The organism is Nonomuraea roseola, assembly GCF_039535395.1.
Classification (GTDB): Bacteria; Actinomycetota; Actinomycetes; order Streptosporangiales; family Streptosporangiaceae; genus Nonomuraea; species Nonomuraea roseola.
In genome coordinates this window covers 850,826-871,226 of the sequence record NZ_BAAAXC010000014.1, presented here as the reverse complement: position 1 = coordinate 871,226, position 20,401 = coordinate 850,826, and the positions used below count along the sequence as shown (strand labels likewise).

Below are 20,401 nucleotides of genomic sequence, written 5' to 3'. Positions count from 1 at the left end.
CGCCCACTCCGCCGAGGCAGGCGGCCCACCACGCCGCCCGCCGCAGGGCTCGCCTGCGCGGCAGGTCCCGCCCAGGATGGCCGAGGGCGGGCTGCCGCGCCAAGCGACGGGTCCGCCGCTACATCAGGGCGCTCATTTGGCGCCCCGCACGCCCTCGAGATGCGCGTGAACGGCGTACGCGCGGGTCACGGTCTGGACAAGTGCGGTGCCGGAGGCGTCGCTCGCCTTCACCCGCAGCGAGACGAACCCCGCCGCAGGCGGATTCGGCACCACGGCGCTCCAGCCGGAGGCGGTGCGGACCACCGGAACCCGGCGCCAGCTCGCCCCGTCGTCCGACGACCTCTCCAGTTGGACCCGCACCGCCTGCGACCGGATCCCGGGATTCCGTTCCAGCCACATTGGCAGCAGGGTCCGTGAGCCCGCCTTCGCCTGGTTGAGGTCGTCGAGCCCGACTGGGGCGTAGCGTACGACCATCAGCGGCAACGGCTGCTCCCGCGGCGTGTGCGACGACCGGAACGTCCAGGTGGCATCCACCGCCGTCGACAGCGTCGAATACGGCACCTGCCGGCGCATCGACGTGCTGAGCGTGTAGGCGGACTCCTCTCCCGGCAGGTCCGTCCGCAGCTCGCATGCCTGTGGCAGGTCGAGCGAGCAGCCCGCGAGGTCGGACGTGGCCAGCACCTTCCCACCCGTGGTGAGGGTGGCCGTGCCGGTGGCCGTGCCGTCCGTCCCCGCCCTGCCCGCCCCGCCGTCGGCGAAGAGCGCGCCGGCCGGGAAGGTGAGCCTGTCACCGGTACGGCTGCCGCCTGGCCGGGCGAGTGACGGTCCGCTCACCGCGGCGTTCCACACCTCCTGGATGTGCCCGCGCTCCACGGCCCTGCCGCCGTCGGCCACCAGGGAGTCGCCGACCTGGAGGGCGCTGTCCCAGACCAGCCCCGCTGTCCGGTAGTACGTGCGGGAGCCGGGCAGGTCGATCTCCTCTTGCGGCCCCGTCATCATCAACGGCCCCGGGTCGTCGCCGAGCCGGGGCCCGAACAGCGGCGTGCCCCTGGCCGCCACCCCTGAAGCCCGATACGCGGCCGCCACCTTCGCCAGGTCCTTACGCTTCGCCGCGTACGACGGATCGTCGGGGAACCCGTCGACGTAACGGGCGACGAGGTCGTACAGGTACGGGCTCGGGGCGATGTCCTTGCTCGCCCAGAAGGTCCTGATGGAGGCGCGCAGCCCGGGCTGCCGTACGGGGACGAGGAAGAATCTCGACGGCAGGTCCATGGCCGACCATACGCTCATCGACACCGACCACGGTCCGAACGCCAGCCCGACCTCGGCCTGGTGCAACGGCGCTGCGGCCGGATCATCCAGGGTGACCAGCGCTTGTCCGGCTTGGCGGCCGTCCACCGTGACCTGCTGGCCGGCGCGGTCCACCGTCAGCGCGGTGTGGGCGATGACCGTGGCCGTCCGCCCGTGGATCTGCGCGAAGAGGTTCCAGTCCCCCTTGGCGAGCCGGACCGTGGCCGTGCCTTCCTGGAAGACCGCCTGCCGGATGGCGGCGGTGCGGGGGTCGTAGAACTGGGCGGAGGGGTCGACGGGGTCACCGTTCCTGTCGACGGCCTTGACGGTGACGTCGTAGGACTCCGGCTCGACGTACGCGCCGGCCAGGGTGCGGATCGAGGTCTCGCCCGAGGTGGCGGTGATCGTCCCGACGTAGTCGCCAGGCGCCTTGCCGCTCGCGTCGATCGAGAGAGTGACCGAGGCCTGCCCCCTTGCGGGCACCTCGAGCCGCCGGGCACCGAGTTCGAGCACCTCGCCCTCAGCGGTCAGGTCGAGGCTGACAGGGGCGTCGCCGGAGTTGGTGTACGAGATGGTCCCGATCTTCCGCCGTTCGTTGGGGTCGTCCCATGGGAAGGCGGCCCAGGCGCCCTCCGCCTGGGCCACGACCTGCTGCCTCAGAGCACGGACGAGGTCCACGCGCCCTCCGCCCTGCTGGTACGGCGTGGCTCCGGGGACGGGATGGGCACTGCCGGTGAGAGCGGCCTTGAGTTGCTGCCCGGTCCAGTCGGGGTGGCGCTGGGCCAGGATCGCCGCCGCCCCGGCCACATGCGGCGTGGCCATGGAGGTGCCGCTCATCGCCACGTGGGAGCCGTCGGCGGTGCCGGCGGCCGCGGCGGCGACGATGTCGACCCCGGGCGCGGTGATCTCAGGTTTGACTCCGTGGTCGCCTTCTCGCGGCCCCGTGCTGGAGAAGTCGGCCATCCGGTCCTGCCGGTCGACCGCGCCGACCGCGAGAGCGGCGTCGGCGCTGGCGGGACTGCTCACCGGCGTCATGCCGCCGTCGTTGCCCGCGCCGACGACGAACAGCGCGCCCGTCCGCGCTGACAGCGTGTTCACCGCCTGTTCCACGGGGTCGATCTCGGGGCGGTCGGGGCCGCCCAGACTCATGTTGACGATCTTCGCGCCGACCTCGACTGCGGCCCACTCCATGCCGGCCAGGAGGGCGGAGTCGGTGATGTGACCGGACCTGCCGCCCACCTTGCCGATGGCCAGCCGCGCGCCGGGAGCCACGCCCCGGTAGTTCTCGCCGTTCCCCGCGACGGTCGAGGCGACGTGAGTGCCGTGGCCGTGGAGATCGCGAATACCGGGTTCCTCGCTGAAGTTGCGCTCCTGCGTCACCACGCCCTTCAGGTCGGGGTGGTCGGGGTCGTAGCCGGAGTCGAGAACGGCGACAGTGACGCCCTCGCCTGTCATCCCCTGCTTCCACGCCTCGGTGGCGCCGATCTGCTTGACGCTCTGGTCGAGGCCGTAGGACCGGCGCCCGTCCAGCCAGATTCTCGTCCTGCCCGGGGCCAAGGCGCGGGCGCCGCCCGCCAGCTCCTTCCACGTCTGCGACGCGCCGCTCTTGGGCACGCGGAGCGTGGTCAGGCCGAGCCCGGCGAGCCGCCGGGCATCCCGCGCGCCCCTGAGCGAGGGGCCGCCCGTGGCCGACTGCGTGATCAGAGGGATGTCACCCGTGTCGGCGTCGCCGTACCGCCACTGCAGCAGTTGGGTGACGTCGAACAGCCGCCGGTCGAGGACGCCCTGATTGACCAGGGACAGGGCGTCGGACGGAATCACGTACAGGTGACCGTCCACGACCTGCTTCGTGAACCCCACCTGCCTGCCCGGGCCGGGTCGCACGCGAGACATCTTGCCGGTGACCACGACCTTGTCGCCGGTGAGCAGAGTCACGCCGTCGGTTCCGCCCGCGCCTGGCCGCTCGGCGGCGGCTCCCGGGCCTGGCGCGGGGATGATGCCGATGGTGGCCGCCAGGAAAGCCTGGACGAGGGCGATTCTCACGTACATGGAGCGCCCTCGCCGTCCTTGTTGTGCTGAGAAGGAGTCACAGGAGGGTGAATGTGCGGCTGCCGCGTCGTGTTACAGAAGTCAGCCGAGAGAGCGGGCCAGGCGGCGGCGCAGGCGCGCGAGGGCGCCGGAGTCCCCGGCCGCCCGCCCGCCCGGTGCCAGGCCGAGCGCGCCCAGGCGCTGCCTCTTGAAGTAGCGCTCCGTGCCGTGCTCGGACAGGTAGGCCTCGGCGACGGGGCGCAGCTCCGGGTAGGCCTCGCTCTGCATGCAGTAGCCCACCGCGCCCGCCAGTTCGGAGATCTCCACAGCGGGCGGCGTCTCCAGCTCGCCCGCCTGCGACAGTCTGGGCAGCAGCGCGTCGATGATCGTGGCGGGGATCCTGTTGCTGTTCTCGTACGGCGTGAGCCGCTCCAGCACCAGGGGCGTGCCGTACGAGGCGACCCGCAGCCCGAAGTAGCGCGAGGCGGTGACCAGTCCCGTCGAGAAGCACCCCACGACCAGCTCGGGGCGCAGCGCCGCGAAGCACACCTCGGCGGGCACGCTCTCGCCCGCGACGACCAGCCGCACGCCCAGCTCCTGCGCGCTGGCCCGCAGCAGCCGCGTGTGACGGCTGCCTGCCGCCGGGTGCGGCTTGAACACCACGCTCCTGTGTCCTCTCGCGACCAGGGCGCGCAGCATCGCCTCGTGCAGCTCGTGCTCCTGCTCGGGCGTGACGATGTCGAGCGACGACAGATACTGCCCGAGGATGACCGCCTCGCCCGCCAGCATGTCGGGCGCGGTCGCCGCCACCTGGTTGACCACCTCGAGGAAGGCGTCGGAGTCGATGAGCTCGGGCCGCACGCCGTACTCGGACAGCAGCAGGGGCGTCAGCCCCGGCACCAGGTCGAGGTGGAGCAGGCGCGTGACGCGGCGGAAGATCTCGGCGGGCAGCGGGTCGCGGGTGGGCCCGTAGCTCATCAGCCCGTCGGAGTAGACGGTGATCGGGCAGTCGCGCACGAGCCCCGCGATGGTCCGCGCGGGCGGCACCGCGATGGACTCGACGACCAGCTCCTCGACCCGGTCCAGGCGCAGAGCCTCGGAGACCAGCCTGCTGATCATCGGCACCTCGATGACGCGCGCTCGCCAGTCCGAGGGATGCAGCGGCGCGATCAGCTCGTTCCACGAGCGCACCTCGTCGAAGCGGGAGCGCAGCGCGGCGAAGCCCGGCGTCTGGTCCAGCGGCGTGGACACCTCGGGGACAGAGGTGTTGGTGGAGACGACCAGCACCCTGCGCCCGCCCTCGCCGAAGTGCCCCGCGTCGATCGCCGCCGCAAGGGACATCGCCCCGAAGAGCGTCGAGGCGTAGAAGACCCGCGTCACGCTTCCTCCCTCCGCACCCGCGCGCCGGCGGGAATCTCAGGGAGCAGGGCGCGCAGCGCCTGCTCGCGCTCGACCGACATGCGCGGCACGGCCGCGGCGACCAGGTCGGCGGGCAGCGCCCGCACCATCGCCGCGCCCCGTGCCTCGAACCGCCGCCGGAGTTCGGGGGTGAACCGCTCGGCGAGCTCCAGATGGTGGGCGAACAGCGCGCAGAAGTTGCGCACCGCCTTGGGCATGAACTCCGGCTCCAGATCCTCGAAGATGAGGTCGAAGGCGTCGAAGAAGTGCAGCTGCCGTTCGTCGCCGATCTGTGTGAGCGACCCCTGCACGCCCCGCCGGTAGAACAGGCCGGCCATCGACACCACCGCGAAGGAGGCGGCCTTCCTGTGCAGCCGCCAGATCCACGGCCTGTCCTCGGCCGTGTGCAGCGAGCCGGGGAAGCGCAGCAGGTCGCCCAGCGTGCGGCGGTAGATCCCCGCCCACGCGTAGGGGTAGTCGACCATCGTCCTGACATCGGCGGGCAGGATCGTCTCCCGCGGGTTGAGCACCAGGCCCCTGCGCGCCTCAGGGGCCCGGTGCACCACCCGCTTACGTCCCTCGACCTGCACGTGGTCGGTACGGACGAAGTCGCAGCCGAGCCCGTCGATCGCGGCGACGAGCCCGGAAAGGTAGCCGGGGGCGAGCCAGTCGTCCCCGTCCATGAACGTGACATAGGTGCCGGAGGCCAGCTTCAGCCCGGTGTTGCGCGCGTCGGCCAGGCCCACGGGCGTGGGATTGCGCGCCAGCGAGAGCCCTGGCACCTCCGACTCGGCGACGATCGCGGCGGTGTCGTCCACCGAGCCGTCGTCCACCACGATGAACTCGAAGTCGCGCCTGGCGTTGCGGGCCAGCGAGGCGAGCGCGTCGGAGATGAAGCGCTCGCCGTCGCGGACGGGGACGACGACCGAGAGTGTGATCACACCGTGACCCTGCGGAGCCTGGCCTTCGGCGCCTCCTCACCGGGGAAGACACGCTTGACGCCGTCGCCCATGGCCTGCTCGATGATCCTGATGTCGCGCACCAGATGCTCCAGACCCGCGGGCTCCAGGGAGGCGGCGTGGTCGGAGCCCCACATCGTGCGGTCGAGCGTGATGTGCCGCTCGACGGTGACCGCGCCGAGCGTGACAGCGGCCAGCGAGATCTGCAGCCCGCGCTCGTGGCCCGAGTAGCCGACAGGCACGCCGTACCGCTCCTTGAGCGTGGTGATGGTGCGCAGGTTGGCCTCCTCCGGCGGCAGCGGGTAGGTGGAGGTGGCGTGCATCATGATCAGCTTGTCGGTGCCGAGGATCTCGACGGCCTGGTCGATCTCGCTCAGCGTGGACATGCCGGTCGACAGGATGAGCGGCTTGCCGGTCGAGGCCAGGGCGCGCAGCAGCTCGTGGTCGGCGACGCTGGCCGAGGCGATCTTGTGGACGAGGACGTCCATCTCCTCGAGGAACTCCACCGACGGCACGTCCCACGGGGAGGCGAACCAGTGCAGGCCCCGCTCGTCGCAGTACTTGGCGATCTGGGTGTACTCGTCGCGGCCGAACTCGGTGCGCTCCTTGTACTCCAGGTAGGTCATCTCGCCCCACGGCGTCTGCCTGATCTGCGAGCGCTGCTCAACGGGCACGCAGATCTCCGGCGTGCGCTTCTGGAACTTCACCGCCTGGCATCCGGCGTCGGCCGCCACGTCGATGAGCCGGCGCGCCAGGTCCAGGTCGCCGTTGTGGTTGATGCCGATCTCGCCGATCACGTAGACGGGCTGGCCGTCGCCCACCAGCACGTCGCCGATCGCGACGGGCTTGGGAACGCCGAGCCTGAGCGCGGCCTTGGGGGCGGTGGGCTCGGGAAGCTCGGGCCTGGCCGCCAGCACCCTCTCGCACAGCTCCCTGACGGCGCCGTCGCCGCCCTGCCTGGTGAGCACGACCCGCGCCGCCGCCCGCACGCGGGGGTGCGCGTCGGGCACCGCGACCGGCCAGCCGACCAGCGACATCGGGCCCAGGTCGTTGACGTCGTTGCCCACGTACGCCACGCGGGCGGGGTCGAGACCCTCGATGGTCAGCCAGTCGCGCAGCACGGTCCGCTTCTCGGCGAGGCCCTGCAGCACGGGAACGCCCAGCTTGCGGGCGCGGGCGGCCACGACGGGGTTGTGCTCGGTGGACATCACCAGCAGCTTCACCCCCGAGCGGCGAAGCAGCGAGACGCCCATGCCGTCGGAGCGGCTGACCAGCACCATCTCGCGGCCGTCCGAGTCGACGTAGGCGCGGTCGTCGGTGTGCACGCCGTCGAAGTCGGTGATGACCGCGTCGACGTCGATCGGCTCGGGCAGGTCGACCAGCGGCGCGAGCGCCCTCACGATCTCCAGGTCCTCGGGGTCGTCGATCTCGATCGCGTGACGCGTGGGCACCTGCTGGACGGTGACGTCGCCGAAGAAGCGGTGACCGTGCTCGCGCAGGCCCCGCGTCCTCATGACGTAGAAGGCGCCCGTCTCGCGGAACTCGGGCGCGCGATCCTGCCGCATCTGCCGGCTGGAGCGGTCGTGGTTGACCCCCTCGCCCTCGGGCGTCCAGAGGAACGCGTGGTTGGACACGCCGGACAGCACCGCGTCGGCCTCGCCCTCGAGCACCTTGCGCACCGCCTCCGACAGGTCGGCGGGGTCGATGAAGGCGCTGGTGCACTGCACGAGCACGACGACCTCGGGCTCGACCGCGAGGGTGTCGAGGGCGTGCAGCAGCGCGCTCTCGCTGGAGGCGGAGGCGCCCGACAGCTCGGCCGGCCGCTCGACGACCGTGGCGCCCGCCTCGCGGGCGGCCTGCGCGATCCCCGCGTGGTCGGTGCTGACCACGACCTGGTCGATCAGCTCGGCGCGCTGGGCCGCCTTCACGGCGCGCGCGACCAGCGGAACGCCGCCCACCTGGGCGAGGTTCTTCAGGGGAATGCCCGCCGAACCTCCGCGGGCGGGAATGACGGCGAGGACTCGCAACGTGGCTCCTTGAATTGCTTGAGGTGCCATGGAAGCTAGCCACACCATCCGACCGGGCCGGGGATCGGAGCTGAACTCCCTGTTAACGTTGCGTGCGGATCCGGTAGAGCAGCTCGGGACGGCCCACGCCGCCGTACTGCGGCACCCGGTCCGCGCTTCCCGTGTCCACCAGGTGCTCCAGGTAGCGCCGCGCGGTCACCCGCGACACCCCGATCGCCGCGCCCACGGCCTGCGCGCTCATCGGCGACCTGCGCAGCTCTGCGCAGACCGCGTCGAGGGTGTCCTGCGTCATCCCCTTCGGCAGCGAGGAGTGACCCCTGAGCGTGGCCAGCGCCCTGTCGACGTCACCCTGCCCCGTCACCTCGCCCTCGCTGGCCCTGAAGGCCGCGTAGCGGAGCAGCTTCTCCCTCAGCGTCGCGAACGTGAACGGCTTGAGCAGGTACTGCGCCACGCCCAGCGACACCGCGTCGCGTACCACGGCCAGATCGCGGGCCGAGGTCACCGCGATCACGTCGCAGGCCAGCCCGGCCGCCCTGACGGCCCTGCACACCTCGAGCCCGTGCATGTCGGGCAGGTAGAGGTCGAGCAGGATCAAATCGACCTCGCTCGTGCGGAGGAAGCGCAGCGCATCCCCGCCCGATCTGGCCACGCCCGCCACCGTGAAGCCCTCGACCCGCTCCACGAACAGGCGGTTGGCCTCGGCGGTGACCTCCTCGTCCTCGACGACCAGCACCCTGATCACAGCGGCAGCCTCACCGTGAAGGCCGAGCCCGCCACCTCGATCGTGCCGCCGAGCTGCCGTACCGCCTGGCCGACCAGGGCCAGGCCGAGCCCTCTGCCGTCGCCCTTGGAGGTCCAGCCCTTGCCGAAGGCCGCGGGGTCGGACAGGCCGGGCCCGTCGTCGGACACCCTGATCACGAAGGCGTCCGCATCGGCCCTCAGATGCACCTCCACCCTGCTCGCCGCCTCGATCGCGTTGTCGATGAGGTTGCCCACGATCGTCACCACCCTTCGAGAGTCGAGGTTCAGATCGTCGAGCTCGCTGTCGGGGGCGATGACCAGCTCGGTGCCTCGCTCGGCGGCCTCGGCCGACTTGCCGAGCAGCAGGGCGGCCAGGACGGGCTCGCGCGCCCATCACCCTGTCGGTCAGCTCCTGCGCGGCCCTGAGCTCGGCGGTGCCGAAGGCGACGGCCTGCTCGGTCCTGCCGAGCTCGACCAGGGTGATCACGGTGTGCAGCCGGTTGGCCGCCTCGTGCGCGGCAGCCCTGAGGGAGTCGGCGAACCCGCGCTCCGCGTCGAGCTGGCCGGTGAGGGCCTGCAGCTCGGTGCGGTCGCGCAGGGTGACGACGGAGCCGAGGCGGCTGGGCGCGACGTCGACGACCAGGACGCGGTCGCCGACGAGGTGGACCCGCTCCCGCACGGACGTGGGCTCGCCTTCCCCGCAGGGCGCGACCGGCGACGTCGGTTCGGTTCCCCCGGAAAGGGCGGGTGGAGACGGCTCGGGGGTCTCGAGGGGGAGGGGCAGAACCAGGTCGGCGATGCCCAGGTCGCGGACATCGCGGCCCTCGGCGTCGGACGGCAGGCCGAGCAGGGTGCGCGCGCCGTCGTTGCACAGCGTCAGCGTGCCGTCCCTGGCGACCAGGAGCAGCCCCTCCCTGACCGCGTGCAGGATGGCATCGGCCTGGTCGTCGGCAACCTGCTCGACCCTGGCGCGGGCCTGCAGCTGACCGACGCGGCCAGGCAGGCGGCGGAGGCCGAGGCGGCCAAGGGCGGGGAGTCCTCCACCGTCGACTTCCTGCTCGGCATCATCCCCACCACGCTGGTGTCTGCCTTCACCGAGGGCCAGGTCCTGCAGACGCTGCTCGTCGCTCTCCTGGCGGGCTTCGCGCTGCAGGCGATGGGAAGCAGGGGCGCGCCGATCCTGAGGGGTGTCGAGCACATCCAGCGGCTGGTCTTCCGCATCCTCGCCATGATCATGTGGGCGGCGCCCGTCGGCGCGTTCGGGGCCATCGCCGCGGTCGTGGGGTCGACCGGCATCAAGGCGCTGGAGTCGCTGGCGGTCATCATGGTCGGCTTCTACGCCACCTGCGCGCTCTTCGTCGGCCTGGTGCTCGGCCCGCTGCTGTGGCTGGTGGCCAGGGTCGGGCTCTGGTCGCTGCTGCGCTACCTCGGCAGGGAGTTCCTGCTGATCCTTTCCACGTCCTCGTCGGAGTCCGCGCTGCCCAGGCTCATCGCCAAGATGGAGCACCTCGGCGTCTCCAAGCCGGTCGTGGGCATCACGGTGCCGACCGGATACTCCTTCAACCTCGACGGCACCGCGATCTACCTGACCATGGCCACGCTCTTCGTCGCCTCGGCCACGGGGGCGCCGCTGGCGGTCGGCGAGCAGGTCTCGCTGCTCCTCTTCATGATCATCGCGTCGAAGGGCGCGGCGGGCGTGACGGGGGCGGGCCTCGCCACGCTCGCGGGCGGCCTGCAGTCGCACAGGCCCGACCTGGTGGACGGCGTCGGCCTCATCGTCGGCATCGACAGGTTCATGTCCGAGGCCCGCGCGCTGACCAACTTCGCGGGCAACGCGGTGGCCACCGTGCTGGTGGCCACCTGGACGGGCGAGTTCGACAGGGCACGGGCCGGCGAGGTGCTGGCGGGCAGGCTGCCCTTCGACGAGGCCACGCTCCTCGACGAGGAACAGCAGCCGCCCGTCAAGGACGTGGAAATGTCGGGCGTCTGAGCGCTCAGGCGAGCGGCAGTCGCATGACGAAGCGCGCGCCGCGGGGGCTGTCTGCCACGCAGACGGCCCCACGGTGCGCGACCGCCACCTCCCTGGCGATCGCCAGGCCGAGCCCTGTGCCCCCCGCGTCCCTGCTGCGGGCGGCGTCGAGCCTGGTGAAGCGCTCGAAGACGCGGTCTCTGTCCTCGGGGGCGATGCCCGTCCCGTCGTCCTGCACGGTGAGCACGGCCGAGCCGTCCTCGGTGCGGACCGACACCGTGACCGAGCCGTCGGCGTGCCGCTGGGCGTTGTCGAACAGGTTGTCGATCACCCGCCGCAACTGCACGACGACGCCCTCGACGAAGGCGCCCTCGGCCAGGTCGCACCGTACGGGGATCCTGTCCCGGCGGCCAGGAAGACATTCACGCACCAGCTGCGCCAGATCCACCCGCTCCTTGACCACGTCCACCCGCGAGCCGATCCGCGCGAGCAGCAGCAGGTCGCTGACGATGGCCTCCAGCCGGTCGGTGTCGTTCAGCGCGCCGTCCAGCAGCTTCTCGAGGTCGGTGTCCTCCGGATAGAGCTGGGCGCTCTCCAACTGCGCCCTGAGTCCCGCGATGGGGGTGCGCAGCTCGTGGGAGGCGTCGGAGGCGAACTGCCGCTGCTGCTCGGCCGAGCGCTCCAGCCGGGCGAGGGTGCCGTTGACGGACCTGGCTAGCTGCGCCACCTCGTCCTCGCCCTTGGGGACGGTCACCCGCCTGCTCAGGTCGGTGGCGTTGACCGTGTCGAGCTCGCTGCGCATCTCGGCCACCGGGCTCAGCGTGCGGCCCGTGACCAGCCAGGTCACCCAGGCCACCAGGGCGATCACCAGCGCCACCTGGGCGGCGATGGCGAGCTCCAGGACGCGGGTGCCGAGCACGCCCGGCGTCGGCCTGGCCGCGTAGACCACGGGCGAGTCCGCAGCCCTGGACACCCTGATCGCCGTGAGGTGGACGCAGTCACCGTTGTCACAGCTGGTGGTGCTGACGGCCCGGTCGTCGGGCGTGGGCCAGATGTCGGTGAGCGGCGGTTGCAGCGCGGCGGCGCTGCTGGAGGCGATCACCCTGCGGTCGGGGCTGACGACCTGGATGAGGTCCACCTCGTCGACGGTCACCGGGATCCGGCCCGACACGAAATGGCCTTCGCGCAGATCGGGGGTGACCGCGGCGGCGGCGTCCCTGGTGTCCTTCCACACGCTGGCGGTCACCACGGTCCTGGTGACCGCCGCGCCGCCGATCCCCGTGGGGACCAGCACGATGGCCGCGACGGCAGTCGCGATGAGCGTCACCCGTCCGCGGAGGGATCTCGCCCATATCCGTGACACGCCCCGAGATTACTCACGACCCACTTCGCGAAAGCCCGCGATCAGGGAAAAATTAGGTCATCCTTCCCCAGCGCTCGCCCAGACCGCGGTGTCGGGAGGAACCGAGCCGTCGGCCCCGAGCGGGCCGCTGGACAGCAGCACCTCGCCGGGGCCGGCGACGGGGGTCTCGCCGAAGTTGACCAGCACGACCAGGCCGGGCTCGCGCCTGAAGGCCAGCACGTCCTTGGGCGAGTCGAGCCAGGTCAGCTCGCCGCCGCCGAGCGCCGGATGCTCCTTGCGCAGCTTCAGCGCGGCCCGGTAGAAGGCAAGGGTGGAGCCCGGGTCGCCCTCCTGCGCCTCCCTGCTCAGCGGGCCCCACGTGGAGGGGATCGGCAGCCAGGGGGAGCGCCAGCCGAAGCCGTCCGAGGAGGTCCAGGGCAGCGGCACCCTGCAGCCGTCGCGGCTCTCGCCCGAACGCAGGAACGCGGGGTCCTGCCTCAGCTCGTCGGGCAGGTCGAGCACCTCGGGCAGGCCGAGCTCCTCGCCGTTGTAGAGGTAGGCCGAGCCCGGCAGCGACAGCATGAGCTGGGTGGCCGCGCGGGCGCGGGCCAGCCCGCCGTGACGGGTGACGTGGCGCGGCTTGTCGTGGTTGGACAGCACCCACGTCGTCGGCGCGCCGACCAGCTCGGCCTCGGCCAGGGACTTGTCGATGACGTCGCGGAAGGACTTGGCGCCGTAGGCGGCCATCATGAACTCGAAGTTGAAGGCCTGGTGCAGTTCGTCGGGGCCGACGTAGCGGGCCAGGCGGGCGGGGGAGGAGACCCACGCCTCGGCCACCGCCATGCGGCCGTCCTGGTAGGAGTCGAGGATGGGCCGCCACTCGCGGTAGATCTCGTGCACGCCGTCCTGGTCGAAGTACGGCACGCTGTCGTGGCCGAGCATCTCCACGTGCAGGTCGTCGCCGACGTCGGGCAGGCCCTCCGCCTTGATCATGCCGTGCGCCACGTCGATCCTGAACCCGTCGACACCCCTGTCGAGCCAGAAGCGCAGGATGTCGCGGAACTCCTCGCGGACCGCGGGGTGGTCCCAGTTGAGGTCGGGCTGGGTGGGGTCGAACAGGTGCAGGTACCACTGGCCGTCCTCGACCTGTGTCCAGGCCGGCCCTCCGAAGATCGACTCCCAGTCGTTCGGCTGGTCGCGGAAGATGTAGCGGTCGCGCAGGCCCTCCTTGAACCAGGGGTGCTCGGAGGAGGTGTGGTTGGGCACGATGTCCACGATCACCCTGATGCCGCGCGCGTGCGCGTCGGCGATCATCGCGTCGAAGTCGGCCAGGGTGCCGAAGCGCGGGTCGACGTCGCGGTAGTCGGCCACGTCGTAGCCGCCGTCGTTGAGCGGAGAGGTGTAGAAGGGGCTCAGCCAGATGGCGTCGACGCCCAGCTCCGACAGGTAGCCCAGGCGCTCGCGAACCCCGATGAGATCGCCGGTTCCGTCGCCGTTGCCGTCGGCGAAGCTCCGGGGGTACACCTGGTACACGACAGCGTCGCGCCACCAGTCGTCGTTGCCGCGCATTGGTCAGTCCTTCCCCGATGTCCACGATGTCCACGGAGAGGGTCCCGCGCGAAGATGGTCAAGCGCAAGTTACGGAAACTTGCAAGAGGGTTAAGGTCCCTCCAAGCCCCCTCCATGCGGTCCCGTGCCAGGTAGCGGTGAGGTAACTCTCTTACGCAAGTTCTTCCAATTCTTGCAAAGAGTCGCTAACGTCCCCGAAACATAAGCCGCAAAGGCGGCTATTTCTGGATCTTTCAGTGGCGCGCCGCACTCGCGCCGCTTGACCTCAGGAGGGTCCCATGCGCATCCGAGCACTGGGCGTGGCCGCAGCGGCCACCGTGGCGTTCGGCGCCACCGCTTGCGGTGGTTCTGCGCCGACGTCGTCGGCCGCGCCGAGCAGCTCCGCGCCCTCGGCCGGCGCCTCGGCCACCGCCGACAAGGGCAGCGGCAAGCTCGTGATCTGGGCCGACCCCAACCGCACGAAGGCCCTCAAGCCCTTCGCCGAGCAGTTCGGCACCGAGAACGGTGTCACGGTGGAGGTGAAGGAGATCAGCAAGGACAACCAGCAGACCTTCCTCACCGCCTCCCAGCAGGGCAGCGGCCCCGACATCACGGTCGGCGCCCACGACTGGATCGGCAACCTGGTGCAGAACGGCGCCATCGACCCGGTCAACCTGACCGAGGAGCAGAAGGCCGCCTTCTCCCCGATCGCGCTCAAGGCCGTCACCTTCAACGGCCAGGTGTACGGCGCGCCGTACGCGATGGAGAACGTCGCGCTGATCCGCAACACCGAGCTCGCCCCCGACGCCCCCGCCACCTTCGACGACGTGATCGCCAAGGGCAAGGAGCTGAAGAAGGCCGGCAAGGTCAAGGAGGTGCTCTGCCTCCCCGTCACCGCCAAGGGCGACGCCTACCACGTCTACCCGCTCTTCTCCTCCGCGGGCGGCGCCATCTTCGGCACCACCTCCGCCGGGGACCCCGACCCCAAGCAGGTGCTGGTCGGCTCCAAGGAGTCGCAGGCCGCCTTCGAGAAGCTCGCCGAGCTCGGAGAGAAGGGCGAGGCGGCCCTGAAGACCTCGCTCACCAACGAGAACAGCATCCCCACCTTCGCCGGCGGCAAGTGCGCCTTCCTGGTCTCCGGCCCGTGGGCGATGGCCGACGTCAAGAAGAGCGGCGTCGCCTACGACGTCACCGCCGTGCCCGCCTTCAAGGACGGCAAGCCCGCCACCCCGTTCGTGGGAGTCCAGGCCTTCTTCGTCGCCTCCAAGGGCGCCAGCAAGACTCTCGCCCAGGAGTTCGTCACCAACTACGTGACCAACCCCGACGTCGCCAAGGCCCTCTACGACGCCGACCCGCGTCCTCCGGCCCTGACCGCCGCGCTCGACGCGGTCAAGGCGGCCGACCCCGACGCCGGCAAGTTCATCGAGGCCGGCTCGGGCGGCATCCCGATGCCCGCCATCCCCCAGATGTCGGCCATCTGGGAGCCGTTCGGCATCGCCGAGGCCGCCGTCGTCAAGGGCAGCGACCCGGTCAAGGCCGCCGAGTCGGCGCAGAAGACCATCGACGGCTCGCTGAAGAACTAGCCCATGTCCCTGGACGTGCGTGAGGCCGCGGAGGTCACGACCCCTCCGCGGCCCCGTCGCGAGCTGACCACCGCCTTCGTGGTGAGCAGGATCGCCGTGCTGGCCGTGGCCGCCGCCATCCTGCTCTACGCCGTGCCGCCGCTGGTCGCGGCCGAGTCGTGGATCTCGCTGACCCTGCTCCTGCTGGCCGGCGCGGGCATCGGCTACCTCTACCTGACCCGCCGCTTCGTGCCCGCCAAGTACCTCGTGCCCGGCACGGTCTTCCTGCTCGCCTTCCAGGTCTTCCCCGTGATCTACACGGTGAGCACCGCCTTCACCAACTTCGGCGACGGCCACAGGGGCGACAAGGCGGCCGCGATCTCGGCGATCGAGACGGGGTCGGTACGGCAGGCCCCGGGCTCGCCCGAGTACGGCCTGAGCGCCGCGCTCAAGGGCGACACCCTGGTCTTCCTGCTGGTCGACCCGAAGACCAAGCAGGTGCAGGAGGGCTCGCCCGACGGGCTGGCAGCCGTCCAGGGAGCCAGGCTGGGTGTGACGGGCAAGGTGCTGGAGGCGCCCGGCTACACGGTGCTCAAGGCGCCGCAGGCCGCGGCCCGCGCCGATCAGATCGCCGAGCTGGCCGTCCCGACCCGGGGTGGCCTGATCAAGGCCAACGGCCTGAGCAGGGCGGTCGAGGGCAGGGCGGCGCTGACCTACGACGTGGGCTGCGACTGCGTCAAGGGCGACGGCGACAGCTGGCAGGCCGACGAGTCGCAGGGCTACTTCGTCAACGCCAAGGGCGAGCACCTGGCGCAGGGCTGGCAGGTCAACGTCGGCTTCGCCAACTTCACCCGCGTGCTGACCGACCCGACCCTCTCGGCCCACTTCCTCGGCATGTTCACCTGGAACATGGTCTTCGCGGTGCTGTCGGTGCTGACCACCTTCGCCCTCGGCATGGGCGTGGCACTGGCGCTGCACCACCCGAAGATGCGCGGCACGAGGTTCTACAGGATCGCGCTGATCCTGCCGTACGCGATGCCGGCCTTCGCGATGCTGCTGGTCTGGCGCGACATGTTCAACCGCGACTTCGGCCTGATCAACCAGATGTTCGGGCTCGACGTCGACTGGATGGGCGGGATGCTGTCGGCCAAGTTCGCCGTCATCCTGGTCAACACGTGGCTGGGCTTCCCCTACATGTTCCTCGTCACCACCGGAGCGCTGCAGGCGATCCCGCGCGAGCTGACCGAGGCGGCCTCCATCGACGGGGCGCCGCCGTGGTACGCCTTCCGCAAGGTGACGCTGCCGCTGCTGCTGGTGGCGCTGACCCCGCTGCTGATCTCCTCCTTCGCCTTCAACTTCAACAACTACAACGCGATCGCGCTGACCACCGACGGAGGACCCTTCCCCGCGGAGAGCCCGACCGTGGGCGGCACCGACCTGCTGATCAGCTACACCGTCAGGCTGGCGTTCGGCACCGGCTCGGCGCAGTTCGGGCTGGCCGCGACGATGTCGGTCTTCATCTTCGCGATCGTCGCGACGATCTCGGCGATCACCTTCAGGCGCACCCGCAAGCAGGAGGACGTGTACGCATGAAGCTGGCTCTCAGGCACGCCTTCGTGCTGCTGGTGTGCGCCTTCGCGCTGTTCCCCATCCTGTTCGTGGTCTCGGCGGCCATCAACCCGCTCGGCACGCTCGCCTCCTCCGACCTGGTGCCCAACGGGGCGAGCTTCGACAACGTCGCGAAGCTGTTCTCCTCCGACACCTATCCCTTCGGCCGCTGGGTGTTCAACTCGGTGTTCATCGCGCTGGCCTCCTCCTCGGCGAGCCTGCTGCTGTCGATGTTCGCCGCCTACGCCTTCAGCCGCATGCGCTTCGCGGGCCGCCGCGTCGGCCTGCTCGCGCTGCTGCTGATCCAGATGTTCCCGCAGTTCCTGGCCATCGTGACGATCTTCATGATCTTCACCAGGGTCAGCGAGCTGTACCCCGCGTTCGGCTTCAACACCACCTGGGGCATCCTGCTGCTCTACCTGGGCGGCGCGCTCGGGGTGAACACCTGGCTGATGAAGGGCTTCCTCGACACCATCCCCAAGGAGCTCGACGAGTCGGCCACGGTCGACGGAGCCACCCACGCGCAGGTCTTCTGGAAGATCATCATGCCGCTGGTCACGCCCATCCTGGCGGTCACCGCGCTGCTGGCCTTCATCGGCACGATGAGCGAGTTCCTGATGGCCAACATCTTCCTGCGCGACGCCGAGAGCAAGACGCTCGCGGTCGGCATGTACGGCATGATCGCCGGCGACGGGCGCAACGCCAACTTCGGCATGTTCGCCGCCGCCACGCTCATTACCGCGATCCCGACCGTGAGTGTGTTCCTCTGGTTGCAGAAGTTCATCGTTTCCGGTCTGACCGCGGGCGCGGTCAAGGGGTAAGGACCTTTCTTGCACTACCTCGACCAGCCGCATCACGACGGCTCGTCCCTGTACGTCTCCACGCTCGCCCCCTCCCTCGGCGAGGAGGTGAGCGTGTGGCTGCGCGTGCCGCAGGGTCTGGCCATGGACGCGGTGCACGTGCGAACCGTCTACGACGGCGAGCCGCGCTACACGGCGGCCGCCCCCGACCCCTCGAGGAAGGGCCTCGGCGGGTACGGCGCGGCAGACACCTGGTGGAAGGCGACGATCACGGCGGTCAACCCCGTCGTGCCGTACCGCTTCCTGCTGATCTCCGGCCAGGGCCAGCGGTGGCTGAACGCCTCGGGCCTCACCGGTCACGACGTGACCGACTCCACCGACTTCAGGCTCGTCTCCCACGAGGCGCCGCCGGAGTGGATGGCCGACGCGATCGTCTACCAGATCTTCCCCGACAGGTTCGCCGACGCCCGTCCCCACAAGGACCTGCCCTCGTGGGCGCTGCCCGCCTCGTGGGACGGCGACCCCGTCATCGGGGAGGGCCCCGGCACGCCCGAGCAGCTCTACGGCGGCGACCTCGACGGCATCACCGAGCGGCTCGACCACATCCAGGCGCTCGGCGCCGACACCGTCTACCTCACGCCGTTCTTCCCCTCGCGCTCCAACCACCGCTACGACGCGGCGAGCTTCGACCACGTCGACCCGCTGCTCGGCGGCGACGAGGCGCTCATCCGGCTGTCCGACGCGCTGCACGCGCGCGGCATGAGGCTGCTCGGCGACATCACGACCAACCACACAGGGGACTCGCACGAGTGGTTCACCGCGGCCATCTCGGACGTCAACGCCCCCGAGCGCGAGATGTTCTACTTCGACCCCGACACCGGCGACTACGAGTCCTGGTGGGGCGTCAAGACGCTGCCCAAGCTCAACTGGGCCAGCGAGCTGGTCCGCACGCGCATGCCCGCCGTCCTGCGCAGATGGCTCGGCGTGCTCGACGGCTGGCGCGTCGACGTGGCCAACATGACGGGCAGGCTCGGCGCCGACGACCGCAACCACGAGGTGGCCGCCATGCTGCGCCCCGAGGGCGCGGCCTTCATCGCCGAGCACAACCACGACGCCTCCGCCGACCTCGACAGGAACGGCTGGCACGGCACCATGAACTACGGCGGCTTCACCCGCCCCGTCTGGACGTGGCTGCGCGGCGACGACCTGGAGCTGACGCACTTCCTCGGCGTGCCTGGCGGGGTGCCGCGCCGCGACGGCGAGGCGGCCGTGGCGACCTTCAGGGAGTTCGCCGCGCACATGTCGTGGCGCTCGCTGGTCCACTCCTGGCAGCTGCTCGACTCCCACGACTCGCCCCGCATCCGCACCGTCACGGGCTCGCGCGAGCTGCACGAGGTGGCGGTCGGACTGCAGGCCACGCTGCCGGGCACACCGATGGTGTTCGCGGGCAGTGAGTTCGGTCTGACCGGCGCCAACGGTGAGTACTCCCGCACTCCCATGCCGTGGAACAGGCCGCAGGACCGCGACGAGCCGACCCACGCCGCCTACCGGGCGCTGCTCGGCCTGCGCAGGGCCGAGCCCGCGCTGCGCAGGGGCGGTCTTCGCTGGCTGCACGCCTCCGCCGACTGCCTGGTGTTCCTGCGGGAGACGGCCGAGGAGTCGCTGCTGGTGTGCGCCCGCAGGGCGCAGGGCGAGCCGCTCGAACTGCCGATGGCGGGCGGCGCTCGGGGCGTCTACAACGCGGGCGACCTGTCGCCGCTCGTGCTGCCTGGCGACGGTCCTTCTCTGCGCATCTGGCGTCTGTCGGTGGAGGCGTGATCACGCTACGGTATTGCCCCTGACGATTCGCCTTTCAACTAGATGAGTGGTGCCCCGATGAAGTCGCTGGCCGTGGCCCTTCTGCTGTTTCCCGCACTTCCCCTGGCGGAGGGAACGGCAGGCACGACGTACTACGTCGACTCCAAGGCAGGTGACGACTCGGCCGCGGGCACCAGCGCGGCGACGGCGTGGAAGAGCCTTTCCACGCTGAACGCCGCGACGCTGGAGCCGGGCGACACCGTCAACCTCAAGAGGGGCAGCAGCTGGAACGGTCCGCTGGAGCTGTCCGCCAAGGGCAGCGCCGCCAGGCCCATCGTGGTCCAGCCGTACGGCAAGGGCGCCGCCCCGAGGCTCAGCGGCCAGGACGCCCACTGCGTGGTGATCAGCGGCAACTACTGGCGCGTGTCGGGGCTGCGGGCCAGCAACTGCCAGTGGGCGGGGTTCGAGATCTCCGGCGACGGCAACGAGCTCGTCGGGGTGGCGGCCGACCGCAACATCGCGGGCGTCCACATCACCCCCGACGGAGCCCGCAACACCGTCAGGAACAGCTGGCTGACCGGCAACAACAGGATGAGCGTCAACGACGAAGGCGGCGACAACGACTCGGGCGCCTTCGGCGTGCTGGTCAACGGCGACGACAACCTGATCACCGGCAACTCCATCACCGGCAGCACCGCCGCGAGCAAGGACTACGGCCTGGACGGCGCCGCGGTCGAGATCTTCAGCGGCGACCGCAACAGGGTCACGCACAACCTCTCCCGCGACAACCACACGTTCACCGAACTCGGCGCCAAGAAGGGCACGACGGCGACGGGCAACGTGTTCGCCTTCAACGTGGTGACCTCCGCGCGCAAGCTCGGCTCCTTCCTGGTGACGCGCGGCTCACGGCACATCGTCGGCCCCGTCAAGGGCACGGTCGCGGTGCACAACTCCGTCTACCTGCCGGGCTCGAGGACCATCGGCTGGTCCTGCCACGACGGGTGCGCCCCCGACATCCTCAAGCTGCGCAACAACGTGATCGTGGTCGGCGGGGAGATGGGCTGGGAGGACGGCAAGGGCGCCGACGAGGCCGGCAGCGTCTACAAGGGGCGCTCCAAGCGCTTCAAGGCGGGCCCCAGGACGGTGATCGCCGACCCGCGCTTCGTCTCCCGCACCGACCTGCGCCTGAGCCCCGGCTCACCGGCTCTCGACAGGGGCCTGCCGCTCGGCCCCGCCTGGTACGGCGGCGCCGCGCTGGGCAAGGACTTCACCGGCAAGGCCCTCGGCGCCGCTCCCGACGCCGGGGCCTACCAGCAGTGACACCACGCCGTC

The 20,401-nt window shown here is 70.8% G+C and carries 14 protein-coding genes; 6 read left to right on the top strand and 8 right to left on the bottom strand.

The window, feature by feature from the left end:
* Window positions 1-132: 132 nt before the first annotated feature.
* From ABFX55_RS22490 to ABFX55_RS22465, 6 genes are all read right to left on the bottom strand, one after another.
* Complete coding sequence (locus ABFX55_RS22490; protein ID WP_346123952.1) at window positions 133-3,339, bottom strand: S8 family serine peptidase; 3,207 nt, start codon at window positions 3,337-3,339, stop codon at window positions 133-135.
* 81 nt (window positions 3,340-3,420) lie between these two features.
* A complete protein-coding gene (locus ABFX55_RS22485) occupies window positions 3,421-4,698 on the bottom strand; it encodes an alpha-2,8-polysialyltransferase family protein (protein ID WP_346123950.1) in 1,278 nt (425 codons plus the stop codon).
* Window positions 4,695-5,657: a glycosyltransferase family 2 protein gene (locus ABFX55_RS22480; protein WP_346123948.1), complete on the bottom strand. Its 963-nt coding sequence runs from the start codon at window positions 5,655-5,657 to the stop codon at window positions 4,695-4,697. Before ABFX55_RS22480 ends, ABFX55_RS22485 begins: the two co-directional genes overlap by 4 nt.
* Window positions 5,654-7,702, bottom strand: a complete 2,049-nt coding sequence (locus ABFX55_RS22475) for an N-acetylneuraminate synthase family protein (RefSeq protein WP_346123946.1) — start codon at window positions 7,700-7,702, stop codon at window positions 5,654-5,656. Before ABFX55_RS22475 ends, ABFX55_RS22480 begins: the two co-directional genes overlap by 4 nt.
* A gap of 82 nt (window positions 7,703-7,784) precedes the next feature.
* A complete protein-coding gene (locus ABFX55_RS22470) occupies window positions 7,785-8,444 on the bottom strand; it encodes a response regulator (RefSeq protein ID WP_346123945.1) in 660 nt (219 codons plus the stop codon).
* Window positions 8,441-8,710, bottom strand: coding sequence for a sensor histidine kinase (locus tag ABFX55_RS22465; RefSeq protein WP_346123943.1), 270 nt, complete (start codon window positions 8,708-8,710; stop codon window positions 8,441-8,443). The genes ABFX55_RS22470 and ABFX55_RS22465 overlap by 4 nt, the downstream gene beginning before the upstream one ends.
* Between ABFX55_RS22465 and ABFX55_RS22460 the strand changes: the two genes are divergently transcribed.
* Window positions 8,685-10,433 (top strand): cation:dicarboxylate symporter family transporter, encoded by a 1,749-nt coding sequence (locus ABFX55_RS22460; protein WP_346123941.1) that lies wholly within the window; start codon window positions 8,685-8,687, stop codon window positions 10,431-10,433. The two genes, ABFX55_RS22465 and ABFX55_RS22460, sit on opposite strands and share 26 nt — an antisense overlap.
* Before the next feature lie 4 nt (window positions 10,434-10,437).
* Here ABFX55_RS22460 and ABFX55_RS22455 read toward each other — a convergent pair whose 3' ends face one another.
* On the bottom strand, window positions 10,438-11,775 hold the full coding sequence (locus ABFX55_RS22455; RefSeq protein WP_346123940.1) for a sensor histidine kinase: 1,338 nt from the start codon (window positions 11,773-11,775) through the stop codon (window positions 10,438-10,440).
* A gap of 57 nt (window positions 11,776-11,832) precedes the next feature.
* Window positions 11,833-13,323 (bottom strand): glycoside hydrolase family 13 protein, encoded by a 1,491-nt coding sequence (locus ABFX55_RS22450; RefSeq protein ID WP_346123938.1) that lies wholly within the window; start codon window positions 13,321-13,323, stop codon window positions 11,833-11,835.
* A gap of 278 nt (window positions 13,324-13,601) precedes the next feature.
* Here ABFX55_RS22450 and ABFX55_RS22445 point away from each other — a divergent pair, with 278 nt between their 5' ends.
* The 5 genes from ABFX55_RS22445 to ABFX55_RS22425 are packed head-to-tail and all read left to right on the top strand — an operon-like array spanning window position 13,602 to window position 20,389.
* Window positions 13,602-14,885, top strand: a complete 1,284-nt coding sequence (locus tag ABFX55_RS22445; RefSeq protein ID WP_346123936.1) for a sugar ABC transporter substrate-binding protein — start codon at window positions 13,602-13,604, stop codon at window positions 14,883-14,885.
* Between the two features lie 3 nt (window positions 14,886-14,888).
* Complete coding sequence (locus ABFX55_RS22440) at window positions 14,889-16,457, top strand: ABC transporter permease subunit (RefSeq protein WP_346123935.1); 1,569 nt, start codon at window positions 14,889-14,891, stop codon at window positions 16,455-16,457.
* Entirely contained in the window at window positions 16,454-17,293 is an 840-nt protein-coding gene (locus tag ABFX55_RS22435; protein WP_346123933.1) for a sugar ABC transporter permease, read from the top strand. Before ABFX55_RS22440 ends, ABFX55_RS22435 begins: the two co-directional genes overlap by 4 nt.
* Before the next feature lie 9 nt (window positions 17,294-17,302).
* A complete protein-coding gene (locus ABFX55_RS22430; RefSeq protein ID WP_346123931.1) occupies window positions 17,303-19,090 on the top strand; it encodes a glycoside hydrolase family 13 protein in 1,788 nt (595 codons plus the stop codon).
* Between the two features lie 57 nt (window positions 19,091-19,147).
* Complete coding sequence (locus ABFX55_RS22425) at window positions 19,148-20,389, top strand: right-handed parallel beta-helix repeat-containing protein (RefSeq protein WP_346123929.1); 1,242 nt, start codon at window positions 19,148-19,150, stop codon at window positions 20,387-20,389.
* Window positions 20,390-20,401: the final 12 nt, after the last annotated feature.

Bases quoted from the DNA above. Each gene is read 5' to 3' on its own strand.
- ABFX55_RS22490 (WP_346123952.1), bottom strand. From the start codon at position 3,339: ATGTACGTGAGAATCGCCCTCGTCCAGGCTTTCCTGGCGGCCACCATC.
- ABFX55_RS22460 (WP_346123941.1), top strand. From the start codon at position 8,685: ATGAGGTTGCCCACGATCGTCACCACCCTTCGAGAGTCGAGGTTCAGA.
- ABFX55_RS22450 (WP_346123938.1), bottom strand. From the start codon at position 13,323: ATGCGCGGCAACGACGACTGGTGGCGCGACGCTGTCGTGTACCAGGTG.
- ABFX55_RS22445 (WP_346123936.1), top strand. From the start codon at position 13,602: ATGCGCATCCGAGCACTGGGCGTGGCCGCAGCGGCCACCGTGGCGTTC.
- ABFX55_RS22440 (WP_346123935.1), top strand. From the start codon at position 14,889: ATGTCCCTGGACGTGCGTGAGGCCGCGGAGGTCACGACCCCTCCGCGG.
- ABFX55_RS22435 (WP_346123933.1), top strand. From the start codon at position 16,454: ATGAAGCTGGCTCTCAGGCACGCCTTCGTGCTGCTGGTGTGCGCCTTC.
- ABFX55_RS22425 (WP_346123929.1), top strand. From the start codon at position 19,148: ATGAAGTCGCTGGCCGTGGCCCTTCTGCTGTTTCCCGCACTTCCCCTG.